Consider the following 16,692-nt stretch of genomic DNA (forward strand, 5'->3'; position numbering starts at 1 on the left):
TATCGACCTCAGGCCGCGGTGCCCGCTCGAGCTCCGGCCGAGGCAGGAGGCCGCAGATTCGAGACCAGCAGCATCGAGACGATCACGAAGATCATCACGAAGCCCAGGGCGCCTCGCACGCCCACGGCCTCGCCGAGCAGCCCCAGCAGCGGCGGACCGCCCAGGAACGCGCCGTAGCCGATGGTCGAGACCACGGAGACGTTGGCGGCGGCCCGACGGGGATCGTCGGCGGCGGCGGACATGCCCACGGGGAAGCCGAGGGAGGCGCCGATGCCCCACAGGAACAGCGCGATCATGCCGGCGGCCAGGGAGGGTGAGAACACGAAGACGCCCAGTCCGACCAGTGCGAGCGCGCAGGCGGTGCGCAGCACCGCGAGGCGGCCGAACCGGTCGATCAGCCAGGTGCCGCTGAGCCGGCCGGTGGTCATGGCGGCCACGAAGATGCCGTAGCCGATCGCGCCCAGGTGCGCAGGGGCCTCGTAGCCGTCGGTGATGGCCAGGGCCACCCAGTCGTTGGCCGCGCCCTCCGTCAGCGCCATGCCGAGCACGAAGACCCCCACCAGGACGGTGCGCTTGTCCCTCCAGGCGTCGCCGACCCCATAGGACGCGTCCTGCGCGGTCGCAGCGCCGGAGTCGCGTCCGCGGCCGTCGGAGGCCAGGTCGATCTGCTGCATGGTGCCGGTGATGAGGGGCATCTGCGAGGAGACGGGGTTGAGATCGGCGGCGGCCCGCCGGTCGCCCTGGAAGCGCGGCAGCGCCAGGGCCACCAGCAGACCCATGACCAGGGCCATGGCACCCACATGCCACACCACGGCCACCCCGCCGGCGGTCGCGATCGAGCCCACGACGGCACCGGTCACCGTGCCGATCGAGAAGAACGCGTGCATCAGCGGCATGATGCTGCGGCCCATGGCCGTCTCCAGCGCGGTTCCCTCGACGTTGGAGGCCACGTTCCAGGTGGCGGAACCCAGGCCGAAGAGCAGCATGCCCACGGCGGTCACCAGGACCGAGCCGAAGACGCTGACGCCCACGCCGATCAGGATCATGCCCATCACGACCATGGATGCGGTGACGGCGATGCTGCGCTTGGCACCCAGCCGCATCACGGTCATGCCCGAGGTGGACACCGAGGCGAAGGCCGCGATGGTCTGCGTGAGCAGCAGCGCCCCCATGGCCGCCGGGCCCAGCTCGAGCCGCTCGGAGATCGCGGGGATGCGGGTGAGCCACGCGGAGATGCCGATGCCCGAGGCGAAGTAGATCGCGAAGACGCTGATGCGCCACGGGCGCAGGCTGGACGGGTCAGGCTTCGTGCGCCCCCGGGTCAACGGCAGACCACCACCGCCTGCGCCTTGACCAGGACCTTCTGCGAGGCCGCCTCAGCGGGATCGGCCTGCGGGTCCGAGAGATCGGGGGCCGAGACGGTCAGGTCGATCCGGGCGGTGCCGGCCTGCTCGTCCAGGGCGCCCACGACGCCGACGATGCTCAGCGTGGTGGACGGCTGGATCTCGGCGGCGCCCTCGCGGACCCCGTTCGGCACCACGACCGGCTTGGTGAAGCGGGTCTGGACGTCGACGACGCGCCCCGGATCCCCCGCCCAGTCGGCCACGAGCTGCATGGCGGCACCCATGGTCAGCATGCCGTGGGCGATGACGTCCGGCAGGCCCACGGAGATGGCGAACTCCTGGTTCCAGTGGATGGGGTTGAAGTCCCTGGAGGCGGCGGCGTAGCGCACGAGATCGGCGCGGGAGAGCTGGAGGTCGCGGCGAGCGACCTCCTGGCCCTTCTCGAGCTGGGCGAGCACCGGAGCGGTGTCTGCAGCGGTCACTGGTCGTCTCCTCTCACCAGCAGGGACGAGCGCGCGGTGGAGACCGGCTGGCCCTGGCGGTCGGTGATCTCGGTGCGGAACGTCACCATGGCCCCGGTGCCGACGGCGCGCACGGCATCGACGGTCGTGGCCGCGACGAGCTCGTCGCCGACGACGATGGGGCGGGCGTGGGTGAAGCGCTGATCGGCGTGCACGACGCGGGAGAAGTCGATCCCGGCCTCCGGGTCCGCCACCACGGCGGCCTCCGCGCGCTGGGCGACGATGATCGCGAAGGTCGGCGGGGCGAGGAGGTCCGCATGGCCCAAAGCGCGAGCTGCCTCCGGGTCCGTGTGGGACGGGTCCTGCGCGAAGACGGCCGCGGCGAACGCGCGCACGGCCTCCCGCGAGACGGTGTAGGGCTCGATGGCCGGATACGTCCGACCGACGAGCTCGGGGCTGATGGCCATGGCGGTGCAACCTCCCGTGGGTGCGCGGGCCCGATCCTGCGGCCGCTGACGGATTCTCGGGGACGGGGCCTCGGAGGCCGCACCGGGAAGGCGCCCGCACCGCTGCCCCTGCAATAGGAGAAGCCCGCGATCCGAGTGGGGATCACGGGCTTCATCTTCCGTAGCGGTGGACGGGCTCGATCCGTCGACCTCACGATTATGAGTCGTGCGCTCTAACCAGCTGAGCTACACCGCCAGGAGAGACGATGACGCCCGCATCCCCGTCATGACGCGGATGCGGGCCCTCATCTCGAGAGCCCCGACCGGGAATCGATCCCGGGACCTCCATCTTACCAAGATGGCGCTCTACCACTGAGCTATCGGGGCAACGCGGAATACTGTACAGCACACCTGGCTGAGACATGAAATCGGAGCCGGCTCAGTCATCATCCCAGTCGCCGTCCGCATCGTCGTCCCAGTCGTCGTCGTAGCCCTGGGACTGCTCGAGCGGGACGGGAACGGGGACGGGCTCCTGCGCCGGGGCCGGAGCCGGAGCGGGCGTCGCGGCCGGCTGCTGTTCTTCCCGGGTCGGCTGCGAGGTGGCCTCCGCCCGTGACGGCTCCGACGACGGCTGCGCCGAGGCCTCCTGCGACGGGCCCGCAGAAGGATCCTGCGACGCAGCGGACGAGGAGTCGTCCTCGGCCGGCTCGCTCGTGGCGCCGTCCTCGGGATCCTCGCTGCTGCCGACGCCGTCGCGCAGGACCTCGGTCTCCGGGGCCGCCGGGCCCGCAGAGACCCACAGGGCGACGGCGAGGATCGAGGCGACGATCAGGGCGACGACGGACCAGAGGATGCGCATGTCCCCACAATGGCCTCCGCACGTGAGACGAGCATGAGGACCGCCTCGCTCGGCGCCGATCGGCTCAGATCTCCGCGAGCCTGTAGCCGGCTCCGCGCACCGTGATGATCCGCTCGGGCCCGAGCTTGTTGCGCAGGTAGCGCACGTAGACGTCCACCACGTTCGAGGAGCCCGCGAAGTCGTAGCCCCAGACCTTGTTCAGCAGCAGGTCGCGGGTGAGCACCTGGCCCGTGTTCTCGAGGAGCACCTGGGCCATCGAGAACTCGCGGGCCGACAGGGCGATCTCCTGGTCGTGGACGAACGCGCAGCGCCGCGAGATGTCCAGCGTCAGGCTCCCGGCGGTGAGCCTGCCGTCGTCCCCGGCGGAGCCCGTCTGACGCAGGCGCGCTTTCACCCGCGCCAGCAGCTCGGCGAAGCGGAAGGGCTTGGCCAGGTAGTCATCGGCCCCGGAGTCCAGGCCCTGCACGGTGTCCTCCACCGAGTCCCGAGCCGTGCACATGATCACGGGCATTCCGGAGCCGCCGGCGCGCAGATCGGCGAGCACCTGGAAGCCGTCGAGCCCGGGCAGTCCGACGTCGAGCACGAGGAGGTCGTAGACGCCGGTGCTGGCCAGATCCAGGGCCTCGACGCCGTCCTCGACGACCGCGGTCTCGTAGCCGGAGGCGCGCAGCCCTTTCTGGATGAAGCGGGAGATCCGCTCCTCGTCCTCCGCGATCAGGATGTTGGCCATCTCCCGGTCCCTTCCTGGTGTCGTGACTGCCGCGGGGCTCTCCCGCTCGGGGGCAGGCTCGCACAGGAAGATGAGGGGATCAGGAGAGAGAATCGACCGGCGTCTCGGCGGGCTCCGGCGAGGGCCCGCCCTCCGGCAGCATCAGGGTGAACTGAGAGCCCGCGCCGAGCGACGAGCGCAGCGCGACCCGCCCGCCGTGCCCGCGCGCGATGGCCTCGACGATGGCCAGGCCCAGCCCGGAGCCCCCGACCGTGCGCCCCGCCGAGGCCCGGCCGAAGCGCTCGAAGATCCGGGCCTGGTCCTTCACATCGATGCCGGCGCCGGTGTCGCGCACCCACAGCTGCAGCCGCCTGCCGCCGTCGTCGAGCTCGCCCCAGGAGGCGCCGATCGCGATGGCGTCGTCCTCGGCGCTGAACTTCACGGCGTTGGCGGCCAGCTGGATGACGGCCTGCATGAGCCGTTCGCGGTCGGCCACCAGCAGGCCCTCGCAGCGGGAGTCGACCCGCCAGCGGCGCTGCCCGGATAGGGCCGAGATCCGCGCGAAGGCGTCGTCCAGGAAGGCAGAGACCTCGAAGGAGGCCGGGCGCACGAAGTCCGGGCGCCGCGACCGGGCCAGCATCAGGAGGTCATCGACCAGGCGGTTCATCCGTGAGATCTCGTCGAGCATCAGATCGCGGGTCTCGGCGGCGTCGTGCGGATCGTGCTCGTCCATCAGCTCGAGGTTGCCGTGCAGGATGGTCAGCGGCGTGCGCAGCTCGTGGGCGGCGTCGTCCAGGAACTGGCGCTGCTCCTCGAAGCCCTCCTGGAGGCGGTCGAGCATCCCGTTGAAGTTCTCCGCCAGGTGAGCCACGTCCGAATCCTGGCTGGGCACCTCCACGCGGCCGGAGAGATCGTTCACCGAGATCGACTCGGTGGCCTCGCGCAGCCTCGAGATCGGTGCGGTGACGCGCCCGATCAGGTAGTAGGCCACCGCTGAGGCGGCGACCAGGAACAGCAGGGAGATCATGACGTAGCGCCACCACGAGTCCAGGATCTCCTGGCGGCCCTGCGTGATGTCCGTGGCCACGACCAGGTAGCCCTCGGACGCATCGCCGTCGATGTCCACGTGGATCAGCCCGAAGCCGATGTCGCGGCCGTCGTGCTGTCCGATGGTGTGGACCGTGCGGTCCGGCTGGCCGTGCTCGCGCACGACCTCCTCGATCACGTCGTGGCTCAGGCCCTCGCCGGCCGGGCCGTCGTAGGTGTAGCGGACCTCGCCGTCGACCAGCCCCACGATGACCTCGTCAGGGGCCGGCACGGAGGTGGACATGAACGTCCACAGCAGGTGCTCGACGCTGTCGAACCGGCTGTCGAAGGCGTCCTCCGGTGCCGTCTCGGCAGGCGGGCCGGCCATGGCATCGGCCTCCGCCGAGGCGGGGCCGCGATCGAGCAGCCGCTGCAGCTCCCCGGCCTCCTGCTCGGTGCCCTGGGCCACCGAGGCCTCGAGCTGGCCGTAGCGGACCCAGTGCGTGGCCGCGCCGATCGCCAGCACCGTCAGAGCGGTGATGGTCACGACCACCACGAGGGCCCGTCCACGCACCGACGTCAGCTGTCGGAGCACAGCGCCGCCCCGGGCGGCGGCGGGCTCTGCGGTCATGACTCACACGATACGCAGGCCCGCCTTCTACGATCAGCGCGATCCGTGGCGCTGCGAGCCCTTCCGGCCGCCCGTGAACTTCTTGTGGCCGCCGCTGTGCTCGGGACGGGCCGAGCGGCCTCCGCGGCGGTCGTCGCCGCGGTAGCCGCCGCGATCGCCGCGGTCGCTGCGCGCGCCGCTGGACTTGGGGCCGCGGTCCTGGCGGATGTCCAGGCGCTGGCCGTTGATCTCGATGGCGCCTAGGCGGTCCAGGTCTCCGCGGGAGAGATCGTCCGGCAGCCCGATCAGGGTGAACGACGGCTTGATCTCGATCGCGCCGATGTCCGAGCCCTTGAGCCCGCCCTCGTTGGTCAGGGCGCCGACGATCGAGCCCGGAAGCGCACGGTGCTTGTGGCCCACGGCCATCCAGTACGTCGCCTTGCCCTCCTCGGAGCGCGGGGTGCGTCCGCCGCGCTCCGAGCGCTCGCCGCGATCGCGCTCCTTGCGCTTGGCCTCGGGCAGCTCCTGGGCGAAGAAGGGCTGGTCGCCCTGCGAGATCACGGCCAGGGCCGCGGCGACCTCGAGCGGGTCGACGTCGTGGTCCTCGACGTAGGCGGTGACCATCTCGCGGAAGGCCGAGAGATCCTGGGTCTCGATCGTGTCCGTGATCGACTGCCCGAACTGATCGACGCGAGTGCGGTTCACGTCCTCGACCGAGGGCATGGGCATCTGCTCGACCGGCTGGCGCGTGGTCTTCTCGATCGCGCGCAGCAGGTACTTCTCGCGCGGGGTCATGAACAGGATCGCATCGCCCGAGCGGCCCGCGCGGCCGGTGCGGCCGATGCGGTGGACGTAGGACTCGGTGTCGTGCGGGATGTCGTAGTTCACGACCAGGGAGATGCGCTCCACGTCCAGTCCGCGGGCGGCGACGTCGGTGGCGACCAGGATGTCGATCTTGCCGTTGCGCAGCTGCTCCACGGACTTCTCGCGGGCCTGCTGCGGGATGTCGCCGTTGATCGCGGTGGCGGCATGGCCGCGGGCGCGCAGCTTCTCGGCGACCTCCTCGGTCGCGGCCTTGGTGCGCACGAAGACGATGATGCCGTCGTGCTCCTCGACCTCGAGCAGGCGCGTCATGGCCTCGAGCTTGTGGGCGCCCATGACCTGCAGGTAGCGCTGGCGGATGTTCGTGGCGGTGGAGGTCTTGGCCTTGACCGAGATCTCCTCCGGGTTGCGCAGGTAGCGCTGGGCGATCTTGCGGATCGCCGGGGGCATGGTCGCGGAGAACAGGGCGACCTGCTTGTCCTCGGGGGTCTGCGACAGGATCGTCTCGACGTCCTCGGCGAAGCCCATGCGCAGCATCTCGTCGGCCTCGTCGAGCACGAGGTACTGGAGGTCGTCGAGCTTCAGAGAGCCGCGCTTGAGGTGATCGATCACGCGGCCCGGCGTGCCGACGACCACCTGGGCGCCGCGGCGCAGCCCGGCCAGCTGCGGACCGTAGGAGGAGCCGCCGTAGACCGGCAGGACGGTGAAGTCCTCGAGCTGGACGGCGTAGGAGGCGAAGGCCTCGCCGACCTGCAGCGCCAGTTCGCGGGTGGGGGCCAGCACCAGGACCTGCGTGGAGGTCGACGGGCCGTTGAGATCGGCCAGCTCGGCCAGGCGCGACAGGGCCGGGACCGCGAAGGCCGCGGTCTTGCCGGTGCCCGTCTGCGCCATGCCGACGACGTCGCGGCCCTCCAGCAGGACCGGGATGGTCGCCTCCTGGATGGGCGAGGGCTTCTCGTAGCCGATGGCCTCGAGCGCTGCGAGCACGCGGGCGTCGATGCCGAGCTCGGCGAAGGTGGGGGTGGTGTCCTGGGTGTTCTGGTCGGGGGCGTTCTCGCTCATCCGAGCTCCTCACGGGATCGAGCGCACGACGAGGCGCCGCTGGAGGAGCGGTCGTCTGAAGTGGCTGCACATGGCTCCGGTGCTCCCCGAGTGCAGAAGGCGTCCTGCGTCGCTGGGTCCGCGCGGTTCGAAGCGCGGTGCGAGCCGAGGCTCGACGGTAGAGGCGACGGGATTCCAGCGGCCTGAGGCGGCCGCCGATCACCGACGAGAAGACGTCGGTGCACGACAGACAGATCCAGGGATGTGACCGGAAGGGTCGATCCACCCTAACCCACGCCTCCGCTGCTCGACCGGGGATGCAGGCCATCGTGAGCAGAGACACTCGGGCGGCCGCCCCGCCGCGGCTGTGCTGTCGCCCCGCTGTGCCACGATCAGCGCCATGTCCGCCGGTCGCACACGCAGCACCCCCGCTCGCCCTCGCGGCGCGGTCCAGGACGGGACAGCGCAGGCCGGCGAACATCGTCGGCGCTGGAGCCCGCCGGGGCCGGTGGACCTAGCGCAGTCGCTGGGGGCGCTGGCGCGCGGGGCGCAGCACACGACCGCGCAGGTCCCCTCCCCGCAGCAGGCCTGGATCACCGCCCGGGTCGATGGCGCCCCGCTCACCGCGCGCTTCACCCGCGCCGGGGACGGCGACCTCCTGCGCCGGGACATCCTCGTCGACGCCTGGGGCCCCGGAGCCCGGGGCTTCCTGGACGAGGCTCCCCTGTGGTGCGGGGCCCGCGACGACTGGTCCGCGTTCGAGGACTCCCCCGCCTGGGACGCCCTGCCGAGCTCCCTGCGTCAGGCCCGGCATCACAGCCCGGGAATGCGCCTGATCTCCACCGGGCGGCTCTTCGAGGCTCTGTGCGCCGCGGTGCTCGAGCAGCGCGTCACCGGGCACGAGGCCATCCGCGAGCAGCGCTGGCTGGCCCGCGCCCATGGGGACGCAGCCCCGGGTCCCGCACCGCGCGGCATGGCGGTCGCACCGACCCCGCAGCAGGTGCGGGTGATCCCGTCCTGGGCCTGGCATCGAGCAGGGGTCGATCCCGCCCGCTCGCGGACCATGGCTCTCCTCGCCGCCCGGGCCGGTGCGCTGGCCCGCTGGAACCGCCGCCCGCTGGACGAGGATCTTGAGCGCGCGCTGAGATCTCTGCCCGGCGTGGGCCCGTGGACCGTCGCCGAGACCCTTCAGGTCACGCACGGCGATCCCGATCGCGTCAGCGTGGCCGACTACCACCTGGCGCATCACGTCACCGAGTTCTTCGACGGTTGCCGGGGCGACGACGCCCGCATGCTCGAGCTGCTCGAACCCTGGCGCGGGCACCGTCAGCGCGTCGTGCGGCTGCTGCACGCCTCGCAGTGGCGGGCCCAGCGCATGGGGCCGCGGCTGTCCCCCGAGGACCACCGCGAGCACTGACTCCAGGCGCTGCAGGGCCGTCTCCGGAGCTGCCTGCACGCCGGTCGAGGCCACCCGGCCTGGACACGGCGAAGGGCGCCTCCCTTCGGGGGAGACGCCCTTGCGCTGGGGTGTCGGTGCCTGGCGGGTGGACTCAGCTCTGCTGGTCGTCGCCGGACTCGGCAGCGGCCTGCTGCTCGGCGACCTGCTTGTGGACCTCCTCCATGTCCAGGCCCTTCACGGCCTCGACGACCTGGTCCAGCCCGGACTCGGGCAGCACGCCGGCCTGCGAGAAGACGAGCACGCCCTCGCGGAAGGCCATCAGGGTGGGGATCGAGCTGATCTGGGCGGAGGCGGCCAGCATCTGCTGGTCCTCGGTGTCGATCTTGCCGTGCACGACGTCCTGGTGCTTCTCCGAGGACGCCTCGAAGGTGGGTGCGAACTGCTTGCAGGGCCCGCACCAGTCCGCCCACCAGTCCAACAGGACGATGTCGTTCTGGGTGAGGGTCTCCTGCAGGTTCTCCTGCGTGATCTCAACGGTAGCCATGGCCGCCACCCTACGGACCGCGGCCTCGCGCGTCAGCTGCGGTTCGCCGTCGGTGGACACATCCCCTTCCCGCGAGGGCCGACGAGGGACCTGCCGGGGCGCCCGGAGCCGCAGATGCGAGAAGGCGCCCCGGATCGTGTGGTCCGGGGCGCCTTCCTGGTCCTGCACAGCAGGGCGCGTGTGGCAGATGAGGGATTCGAACCCCCGTAGGCAGTGCCAGCTGATTTACAGTCAGCCCCCTTTGGCCGCTCGGGTAATCTGCCGCGACCGCACCGGACGAGCCGATGCCGGAGATGCTCCCTGTGCGGGAGCACCGCTACTTTAGCGAAGCACCGGCCTGCGGCCAAATCCCGGCACGAGGCCAGTGCTCGCCCGCTCCGTCAGAGCTCGCCGGCCAAGGGCGCTGAGACGCGGGCGGACAGGCGGTCGAGAAAGGCATCGGCCTGCTCGCGGGAGACGTCTCCGCGAGAGACGGCCTGAGCCAGCTCCTCCGCCACCGCTTCCAGGCGGGGGTCGGAGCCGGCGGTGCTTCCGCCGAGGCTGGGGCTCGCGATCGCGGCGCTGCGAGTCGAGGGGCTGTCGATCAGATTCATGCCTCCATGCTCGGCCGTTCACCTGTGCGAACCTGGTGGAGAGCATCACGGATTCATCACGACTCCCTAGACTGGAGCCCAGAGGCCCGTGATCACGCGGGCGACGGCCCCGTCGTCGGCCGGAATCCCCAGGCAACTGCTGCGACTTGTTGCCGTGCAACGCGTCCGACGGCCCCGTCGATGACCCTGAAGAGCCCCAGGAGGAGCACCATGGCCAGCGATTCCACCTTCGATGTCGTGAGCAAGGTCGACAAGCAGGAGGTCTCCAACGCGATGAACCAGGCGCAGAAGGAGGTCGCCCAGCGCTACGACTTCCGCGGCGTGGGCGCAGAGATCGACTTCTCCGGCGAGAAGATCCTCATCAAGGCCAACTCCGAGGAGCGGGCCAAGGCCGTGCTGGACGTCTTCCAGTCCAAGCTGGCCAAGCGCGGCATCTCCCTGAAGTCCTTGGACTCCGGCGAGCCCTTCGCCTCGGGCAAGGAGTACCGGATCGAGTCCACCATCAAGGAGGGCATCGCCCAGGACGACGCCAAGAAGATCACCAAGATCGTGCGCGATGAGGGCCCCAAGGGCGTCAAGGCCACGATCCAGGGCGACGAGCTGCGCGTCTCGTCCAAGTCCCGCGACGACCTCCAGGAGACCATCGCGCTGCTCAAGGGCAAGGACCTGGACGTCGACTTGCAGTTCATCAACTTCCGCTGACAGTCCCCCGCCGCCGCCCCCTGTCGGACGACGAAGGGGCGCCGTCGCAGCATCTCGGCTGCGACGGCGCCCCTTCGTCGTGTCGGCTCAGCCCTCGTGGAGCATGGCCTGCAGGCGCTCGATGCGCTGGGCCGTGGGCGGGTGCGTGCTGAACATCCGGGAGAGTCCGCCGCCGCGGAACGGGTTCGCGATCATCATGGACGACGTGTTGACCACCCTCTGGTCATCGGCCGGCAGCGGCCTGGCGTTGACGCCGTTCTCGATCTTGTTCAGCGCATTGGCCAGGGCCAGCGGATCGCCCGTCAGCCGGGCGCCATCCTCGTCGGCGTCGAACTCGCGGGTGCGCGAGATCGCCATCTGGATGACCGAGGCGGCCACCGGGGCCAGGAAGGCGACGGCCAGGGCCGCCAGCGGGTTGCCCCTCTCGTCGCCCCCGCGCCCGCCGAAGATCGCGGTGAACTGCAGGAACTGCGCGATCGAGGTGATGATGCCCGCGATCGCCGCAGCCACGGACGAGGTGAGGATGTCCCGGTTGTAGACGTGCTGAAGCTCGTGGCCCAGCACGCCGCGCAGCTCGCGCTCGCTGAGCAGCTGCAGGATCCCCTCCGTGACGCACACCGCGGAGTTCTTGGGGTCGCGGCCGGTGGCGAAGGCATTGGGACTCGAGGTGGGCGAGACGTAGAGCCGGGGCATGGGCTGTCCGGCGCGATCGGAGAGCTCGCGCACCGTGGCGTACAGCCAGGGCGCCTGCTGCTCGCTGACCTCGACGGCGTGCATGGAGCGCAGCGCGAGCTTGTCGCTGTTCCAGTAGCTGTAGGCCGTGGAAGCCAGCCCGATCAGCGCGAAGAGGAGGATGAAGATCGAGCTGCCCGTGCTCAGCGAGATGCCGTACCCGATCAGCACGAGCAGGCCCCACATCCCCCCGAGCAGCGCTGCGGTCTTCAACCCGTTGAAATGTCGGTGCATGCGAGGCCTCTTCCTCTCGTACGTCGGGACGGTCACGCCGCACTCGGCGCGCGGAAGCTGCCTGCGGCCCCTCGGGCCGGCAGCTGCCGGGCGATGCGAGCGATCCCTCTTTCACCGGTCTGAACCGGCAGGCTCCGTGGGGATGTTCCCTAGGCCACCGTTTCCGCAGACAGTTCCCAGTATCCGGCCACGCCGGGCCACAGGACCTGCCACAGCCACAACCACTCGCTGCGCGGGACCCACACCCAGGTGCCGCCGGCCACCTCGGTCGGCGCCTGGTTCGGGTCCGTGCTGCCGCTGCCCGGAGTCGTGCCGCCCGTGTCCGTCTGGTCGGAGTCCGCAGACTCCTCGCCCGCGTCCGTGGCCGGATCGGTCGAGTCGTCGGTGGTCGGAGGGCTCTCCTCGTCCCCCGGCTCGATGGACTCCGCGGTCGGCTCGGGGGTGGGCTCCGGCTCCGGTGCGGACTCGCCGGTGGGAGCGGGCTGCGGAACCGGATCGGTCGTGCCGCTCGAACCGGGCTCGCCGCTGGAGCTGCCGCTGCCCGGAGTCGTGCCGCCCGTGTCCGTCTGGTCGGGGTCCGCAGACTCCTCGCCAGTGTCCGTCTGGTCAGGATCCGCAGACTCCTCGCCCTGCTCCGTGGCCTGATCGGTGGAATCGGTCGAGTCGTCGGTGGTCGGAGGGCTCTCCTCGTCCCCCGGCTCGGTGGACTCCGCGGTCGGCTCGGGGGTGGGCTCCGGCTCCGGTGCGGACTCGCCGGTGGGAGCGGGCTGCGGAACCGGATCGGTCGTGCCGCTCGAACCGGGCTCGCCGCTGGAGCTGCCGCTGCCGGAGGCCTCGCCGCTGCTCGAGCCGCCGGGGGCGCCTTCGCCCCCTGTGCCGCCCAGAGCCCCGCCATCGCTGCCGGAGGCACCGCTGCCGGAGCCGCCGCCGCTCGCGGGCCGATCGGCTCCGTCGTCAGCACCGCCGGCAGCGGCGTCGCCGGCGGCACCGGAGTCCGCCCCGTTTCCTGCCCGACTGTCCTCGGCCGAGGCCTCGCTGCCGGAGTCCGCGCCGTTGCCAGCGCTCTGGTCATCGGCCTGGTCGGCCGGGCCGAAGGCCGCGAGCCGGTCGGCGCTGTCCGACGCATCGGCCGGATCCGCCGAGGAGGTTCCGCCGCCGGGCGCCGAGTCAGCGCCGGCATCGCCGGCAGCGTCCCCGAACAGGGAGCCGCCCGAGTCCGCGCCGTCATCGCCGCCACGGCCGTCGCCGTCGCTGCTCTGCTCGTCGCTGCTGTCGGCCTCGCCCTCACCCGCAGGGAAGGGCAGTCCCCCGATGGCGCTGGCGCCGCCGTCGTCATGGCGGACGAGCGTGGACACGCCCAGGCCGACGAGCGAGACCGCAGCCGCCGCAGCGACCACGCCGACCGCGACCTTCAACCCGATGCCGCCGGCCACGTCCGCACCCATGCCGAGCTTGCCGCCCTCGCTCGCCGAGCCGGCCCCACCGGCGGAGCCGCCGCCCGCTGAGCCTGCGGCTGTCTCGGAGCCTGCGGCGACTGCGCCGTCGGCGGGTGCCGGAGTCAGCGCTGAAGGGTCTGCGGGGGCCTGGCCGGAACCGCCCGATACATCCGCAGATCCCCCGGCGGAGCTCCCGCCGGCCCCTGCGGCGAGCGCACTGCCCGTGCCGGAGGCGAGGATCGCGGTGAGCACCTTGGACTCGGTGCCCCACAGCGGCAGCGCCGCCAGCACCGGGAGGATCCAGACGCGCAGGCCCACGCCGATGTCCTCGAGCTGGAGGTACTCGGCGGTGCAGCGCGGGCAGGCGTCGAGGTGCTGCTGCAGCTTGGCGCGGCGCCGGGAGGCCAGGGTCCCTGCGGCGAACGCGCCCAGCTCGCCGGCGTACTCCGGGCAGGCGTCGGTGGCCTCGGCCGAGACCTGCGCCTGCAGGTAGGCGCTCTGCAGCCCCTGCCGGGCCCGCTTGGCCAGGGCGGAGACGGCGTTGGGGCTGATCTGCAGCTCCTCGGCCACCGCCGCGGGCTTCATGCCCTCGATCTCGGTGTGCCACAGCACGGCCTGCCAGCGCTCGGGCAGCGAGCCGTAGGCCGTGGCCACCACGGCGGCCTCGCACTGTCGCACGACGACGTCGTCGAACTCCTCGGGTCGATCCAGCTCGGCCTCGTCCTCCGAGGGGCGCACGCGGCCGGCCGCCATGCCGTGGTCGACCGCCAGACGGCCGATGGTGGTGACCAGGTAGCTGCGCATGTACTTGCGGGGGCCGCCGCCGCGGCGCAGGACACTGAGGATGCGGGCGAAGGCCTCGGAGACCAGGTCCTCGGCGTCGTGCACATTGCGGGTGTGCATGCGCGCGACGTTCAGCGCGGTCGAGCGGTGCCGCTCGTAGAGCGCGGCGTACGAGCTCTCGTCGCCGGCGCGAGCCGAATCCAGCAGCGCCTCATCGGCGATCGCCTCGTCCTCGGGGGCCGCGGACTCCTCCTGCGGGGACTCGAGGTCTGCGGGGGCGATCGGTGCGGCGGCCGCACCGGCATCGTCGGCAGCGGACCACGGCGTCTGCGGGCCCGGGCCGGCCTCCGCCCCGTCCTGAGGGCGCGGCTCGTGCCCGGAGGCGGGCTCGTGGCTCGTCGCCTCCGGCTCGCTGTCCGCAGGATTCTCGTGATGGGGGTTCATGGGGGCGCATTCGGTGCTCGGACGTGGAAGGCGGCTTCTTCTCATAAAACGGATGCACCCGCCAGGAGGCGCAGTCCGCCCCCGTGTGCGGGCGCTCGCGTCAAGGCCGCCGAACCGCAGCAGGCCCTCCCGGAGGGGACGCGGCGATCTGCACCTGAGGATAGGTAAGGCCGACGCGCGGGGCCAGTCGGATGACGGCGCCGCCAGAAACATATGCGTTCGCATCACCGCAGATCAGCGTCGTCGCCTCCCCGAGACGAGCGATGCAGGACATGCCGTTCTTGTGAGTTTCTCAGAATTATCGCTACACTCGGGACCATGAGGACATCAGCACTCGAGACGGAGACCCACGGGTACCCGCCGCACGAGGGCCGCGTCGTGACCAGCGAGGACTGGAGCGCACAGCTGCGAGCCCAGGGGCGCCGGGTCACCCGTCAGCGCCTGGCCGTCCTGGCCGCAGTCCAGGACCACCCCCACAGCTCGGCCGAGCAGATCGCCGAGCTCGTGCGGGAGCAGCTGCCCAGCATCAGCACTCAGTCGGTGTACGTCGTGCTGACGGACCTGACGAGCCTGGAGATGCTGCGCAAGTTCGAGCCCCCGGGCCGACCCGCCCTCTACGAGACCCGCACCGGCGACAACCACCATCACGCCTACTGCGTGCGCTGCGGGCAGGTGGAGGACGTCGACTGCGCGGTCGGCGCCGCGCCGTGCCTGAGCCCCTCGGATGACCTCGGCATGCAGCTGCTCTCCGCCGACGTCCTCTACCGCGGCATCTGCCGCAGCTGTCGTGCGGCCGAGGCCGCCGCAGCAGGGGAAGCCGCCCCACAGACCCCCGGAGCGGTCGCTGCTGCTGGCTGACCCGGGCCGTCGCAGGGGCGGCGCGTCAAGCGCGGCGCCCGGATCGACGACCATCGCAAGATCACCTCACAGGAGGAACACCGTGGCCGAGAAGAACATCTACGAAGACGGACTGCGCCCCACCGGCGAGTTCACGACCGATCAGCTGGGCAAGCCCGTCCAGTCGGACGCCCACTCGCTGACGAGCGGCGGCCCCGACGGCGTCATCGCCCTGCACGACACCTACGTCGTGGAGAAGCTGGCGGCCTTCGACCGCGAGCGCGTCCCCGAGCGCGTGGTGCACGCCAAGGGCGGCGGCGCCTTCGGCGAGCTCGAGATCACCGAGGACGTCTCGGAGTACACCCGTGCGGCGGTCTTCCAGAAGGGCACCAAGACGCCCATGCTGGCCCGCTTCTCCACGGTCGCCGGCGAGCAGGGCTCGCCCGATACCTGGCGCGATCCCCGCGGCTTCGCGCTGAAGTTCTACACCACCGAGGGCAACCTCGACATCGTGGGCAACAACACCCCGATCTTCTTCATCCGCGACGGCATCAAGTTCCCGGACTTCATCCACTCGCAGAAGCGCCTCCCCGGCTCGGGCCTGCGCGACAACACCATGCAGTGGGACTTCTGGACCCAGTCCCCGGAGTCGGCCCACCAGGTCACCTACCTCATGGGCTCGCGCGGCATCCCCAAGAACTGGCGCCACATGAACGGCTACGGCTCGCACACCTACCAGTGGGTCAATGAGGCCGGCGAGCGCTTCTGGGTGAAGTACCACTTCATCTCCGAGCAGGGCGTCGAGGGGCTCACCGGCGAGGAGGCCGCGCACATCGCCGGCCAGGACGCCGACGCCCACCGCCGCGACCTCTACGACTCCATCGAGAAGGGCGACTTCCCGGCCTGGTCGGTCGAGGTGCAGATCATGCCCTACGAGGACGGCAAGACCTACAAGGTCAACCCGTTCGACGTCACCAAGACGATCTCGCACAAGGACTACCCGCGGAAGAAGATCGGCCGGTTCGTGCTGAACCAGAACCCGCTGAACTACTTCGCCCAGATCGAGCAGGCGGCCTTCTCCCCGGGCAACACCGTGCCCGGCCACGAGATCTCCCCGGACAAGATGCTCATGACCCGCGTGTTCTCCTACCCGGACACGCACCGTCACCGTATCGGGGCGAACTTCGCGGAGCTGCCGGTGAACTACCCGCACTACGCCGAGAACAACTCGTACTCGCACGACGGCCCCATGCGCTACACCTTCAAGGCCCCGACCCAGCCGGTCTACGCGCCCAACACCGCCGGCGGCCCCGTCGCCGGCCAGGGCGTCAAGCCGGCCGACGAGATGCGCTGGGAGACGGACGGCGAGATGGTGCGCGCCGCCGCGACCCTGCGCGCCGAGGACGACGACTTCTCGCAGCCCGGCAAGCTGTACTCGGAGGTCATGGACGCCGAGGAGCAGCAGGTCCTGGTGGACAACATCGCCGGGCACGTGGGCGACGTCCAGGACGAGACGATCAAGGAGCGCGCCTTCCAGTACTGGGAGAACGTGCACCCCGAGCTGGGCAAGCGCGTGCGCGAGGCGGAGGCCGCCAACCGCGGCGCCGACGCCAAGTACGTGTGATCCGCTGATCCGCCTCCGGCCGCTGGGCGGCCGATGAGCGACAGGCC

15 protein-coding genes and 3 tRNA genes are annotated in these 16,692 nt (G+C 71.1%); 4 read left to right on the top strand and 14 right to left on the bottom strand.

Annotated features, from left to right (window positions below; translation table 11 throughout):
- Positions 1-8 precede the first annotated feature (8 nt).
- The 9 genes from JOE55_RS04745 to JOE55_RS04785 form a co-directional block, all read right to left on the bottom strand.
- Positions 9-1,325 (bottom strand): MFS transporter, encoded by a 1,317-nt coding sequence (locus JOE55_RS04745; RefSeq protein WP_204782166.1) that lies wholly within the window; start codon positions 1,323-1,325, stop codon positions 9-11.
- Entirely contained in the window at positions 1,322-1,825 is a 504-nt protein-coding gene (locus tag JOE55_RS04750; protein ID WP_204782167.1) for a MaoC/PaaZ C-terminal domain-containing protein, read from the bottom strand. The genes JOE55_RS04745 and JOE55_RS04750 overlap by 4 nt, the downstream gene beginning before the upstream one ends.
- Positions 1,822-2,271 (bottom strand): FAS1-like dehydratase domain-containing protein, encoded by a 450-nt coding sequence (locus JOE55_RS04755; protein WP_204782168.1) that lies wholly within the window; start codon positions 2,269-2,271, stop codon positions 1,822-1,824. The genes JOE55_RS04750 and JOE55_RS04755 overlap by 4 nt, the downstream gene beginning before the upstream one ends.
- Positions 2,272-2,432: 161 nt before the next feature.
- Positions 2,433-2,506: transfer RNA gene (locus tag JOE55_RS04760), tRNA-Met, on the bottom strand.
- A 59-nt stretch (positions 2,507-2,565) separates the two neighbouring features.
- Positions 2,566-2,637 (bottom strand) — tRNA-Thr (locus tag JOE55_RS04765).
- A 52-nt stretch (positions 2,638-2,689) separates the two neighbouring features.
- Complete coding sequence (locus tag JOE55_RS04770) at positions 2,690-3,109, bottom strand: hypothetical protein (RefSeq protein WP_204782169.1); 420 nt, start codon at positions 3,107-3,109, stop codon at positions 2,690-2,692.
- A gap of 64 nt (positions 3,110-3,173) precedes the next feature.
- On the bottom strand, positions 3,174-3,839 hold the full coding sequence (locus JOE55_RS04775; RefSeq protein ID WP_204782170.1) for a response regulator transcription factor: 666 nt from the start codon (positions 3,837-3,839) through the stop codon (positions 3,174-3,176).
- Positions 3,840-3,918: 79 nt separating this feature from the next.
- Complete coding sequence (locus JOE55_RS04780; protein ID WP_204782171.1) at positions 3,919-5,475, bottom strand: sensor histidine kinase; 1,557 nt, start codon at positions 5,473-5,475, stop codon at positions 3,919-3,921.
- Positions 5,476-5,508: 33 nt separating this feature from the next.
- Positions 5,509-7,338 (bottom strand): DEAD/DEAH box helicase, encoded by a 1,830-nt coding sequence (locus JOE55_RS04785; RefSeq protein WP_061710837.1) that lies wholly within the window; start codon positions 7,336-7,338, stop codon positions 5,509-5,511.
- Positions 7,339-7,825: 487 nt separating this feature from the next.
- Here JOE55_RS04785 and JOE55_RS04790 point away from each other — a divergent pair, with 487 nt between their 5' ends.
- Positions 7,826-8,734, top strand: a complete 909-nt coding sequence (locus JOE55_RS04790; RefSeq protein WP_204782172.1) for a DNA glycosylase family protein — start codon at positions 7,826-7,828, stop codon at positions 8,732-8,734.
- Between the two features lie 133 nt (positions 8,735-8,867).
- Here the strand turns inward: JOE55_RS04790 and trxA are convergent, their stop codons facing one another.
- The 3 genes from trxA to JOE55_RS04805 form a co-directional block, all read right to left on the bottom strand.
- Positions 8,868-9,260 carry a thioredoxin gene (trxA, locus tag JOE55_RS04795; RefSeq protein WP_040560385.1) on the bottom strand — a complete coding sequence of 131 codons (393 nt, stop codon included), beginning with the start codon at positions 9,258-9,260 and terminating at the stop codon, positions 8,868-8,870.
- Between the two features lie 181 nt (positions 9,261-9,441).
- A tRNA-Tyr gene (locus tag JOE55_RS04800) sits at positions 9,442-9,523 on the bottom strand.
- Positions 9,524-9,640: 117 nt separating this feature from the next.
- A complete protein-coding gene (locus JOE55_RS04805) occupies positions 9,641-9,853 on the bottom strand; it encodes a hypothetical protein (RefSeq protein ID WP_204782173.1) in 213 nt (70 codons plus the stop codon).
- Positions 9,854-10,063: 210 nt separating this feature from the next.
- On the opposite strand from JOE55_RS04805, the gene JOE55_RS04810 reads away from it, so the two are divergent.
- Positions 10,064-10,555, top strand: coding sequence for a YajQ family cyclic di-GMP-binding protein (locus tag JOE55_RS04810; RefSeq protein ID WP_006215871.1), 492 nt, complete (start codon positions 10,064-10,066; stop codon positions 10,553-10,555).
- Positions 10,556-10,642: 87 nt separating this feature from the next.
- Here JOE55_RS04810 and htpX read toward each other — a convergent pair whose 3' ends face one another.
- Both htpX and JOE55_RS04820 read right to left on the bottom strand, forming a co-directional pair.
- Positions 10,643-11,521 (bottom strand): zinc metalloprotease HtpX, encoded by an 879-nt coding sequence (gene htpX, locus JOE55_RS04815; protein WP_024289893.1) that lies wholly within the window; start codon positions 11,519-11,521, stop codon positions 10,643-10,645.
- 149 nt (positions 11,522-11,670) lie between these two features.
- Positions 11,671-14,184 carry a sigma-70 family RNA polymerase sigma factor gene (locus tag JOE55_RS04820; protein ID WP_204782174.1) on the bottom strand — a complete coding sequence of 838 codons (2,514 nt, stop codon included), beginning with the start codon at positions 14,182-14,184 and terminating at the stop codon, positions 11,671-11,673.
- Positions 14,185-14,502: 318 nt separating this feature from the next.
- Between JOE55_RS04820 and JOE55_RS04825 the strand changes: the two genes are divergently transcribed.
- Together JOE55_RS04825 and JOE55_RS04830 are read left to right on the top strand one after the other, a co-directional pair.
- A complete protein-coding gene (locus tag JOE55_RS04825; protein ID WP_239546429.1) occupies positions 14,503-15,042 on the top strand; it encodes a Fur family transcriptional regulator in 540 nt (179 codons plus the stop codon).
- Positions 15,043-15,124: 82 nt separating this feature from the next.
- Positions 15,125-16,645, top strand: a complete 1,521-nt coding sequence (locus JOE55_RS04830; RefSeq protein ID WP_204782175.1) for a catalase — start codon at positions 15,125-15,127, stop codon at positions 16,643-16,645.
- The last annotated feature ends 47 nt before the right edge of the window (positions 16,646-16,692 follow it).

The organism is Kocuria palustris, from assembly GCF_016907795.1.
GTDB lineage: Bacteria > Actinomycetota > Actinomycetes > Actinomycetales > Micrococcaceae > Kocuria > Kocuria palustris.

Bases quoted from the DNA above. Each gene is read 5' to 3' on its own strand.
- JOE55_RS04820 (WP_204782174.1), bottom strand. From the start codon at position 14,184: ATGAACCCCCATCACGAGAATCCTGCGGACAGCGAGCCGGAGGCGACG.
- JOE55_RS04805 (WP_204782173.1), bottom strand. From the start codon at position 9,853: ATGAATCTGATCGACAGCCCCTCGACTCGCAGCGCCGCGATCGCGAGC.
- JOE55_RS04755 (WP_204782168.1), bottom strand. From the start codon at position 2,271: ATGGCCATCAGCCCCGAGCTCGTCGGTCGGACGTATCCGGCCATCGAG.
- JOE55_RS04770 (WP_204782169.1), bottom strand. From the start codon at position 3,109: ATGCGCATCCTCTGGTCCGTCGTCGCCCTGATCGTCGCCTCGATCCTC.
- htpX (WP_024289893.1), bottom strand. From the start codon at position 11,521: ATGCACCGACATTTCAACGGGTTGAAGACCGCAGCGCTGCTCGGGGGG.
- JOE55_RS04810 (WP_006215871.1), top strand. From the start codon at position 10,064: ATGGCCAGCGATTCCACCTTCGATGTCGTGAGCAAGGTCGACAAGCAG.
- JOE55_RS04780 (WP_204782171.1), bottom strand. From the start codon at position 5,475: ATGACCGCAGAGCCCGCCGCCGCCCGGGGCGGCGCTGTGCTCCGACAG.
- JOE55_RS04785 (WP_061710837.1), bottom strand. From the start codon at position 7,338: ATGAGCGAGAACGCCCCCGACCAGAACACCCAGGACACCACCCCCACC.
- trxA (WP_040560385.1), bottom strand. From the start codon at position 9,260: ATGGCTACCGTTGAGATCACGCAGGAGAACCTGCAGGAGACCCTCACC.
- JOE55_RS04825 (WP_239546429.1), top strand. From the start codon at position 14,503: ATGAGGACATCAGCACTCGAGACGGAGACCCACGGGTACCCGCCGCAC.
- JOE55_RS04775 (WP_204782170.1), bottom strand. From the start codon at position 3,839: ATGGCCAACATCCTGATCGCGGAGGACGAGGAGCGGATCTCCCGCTTC.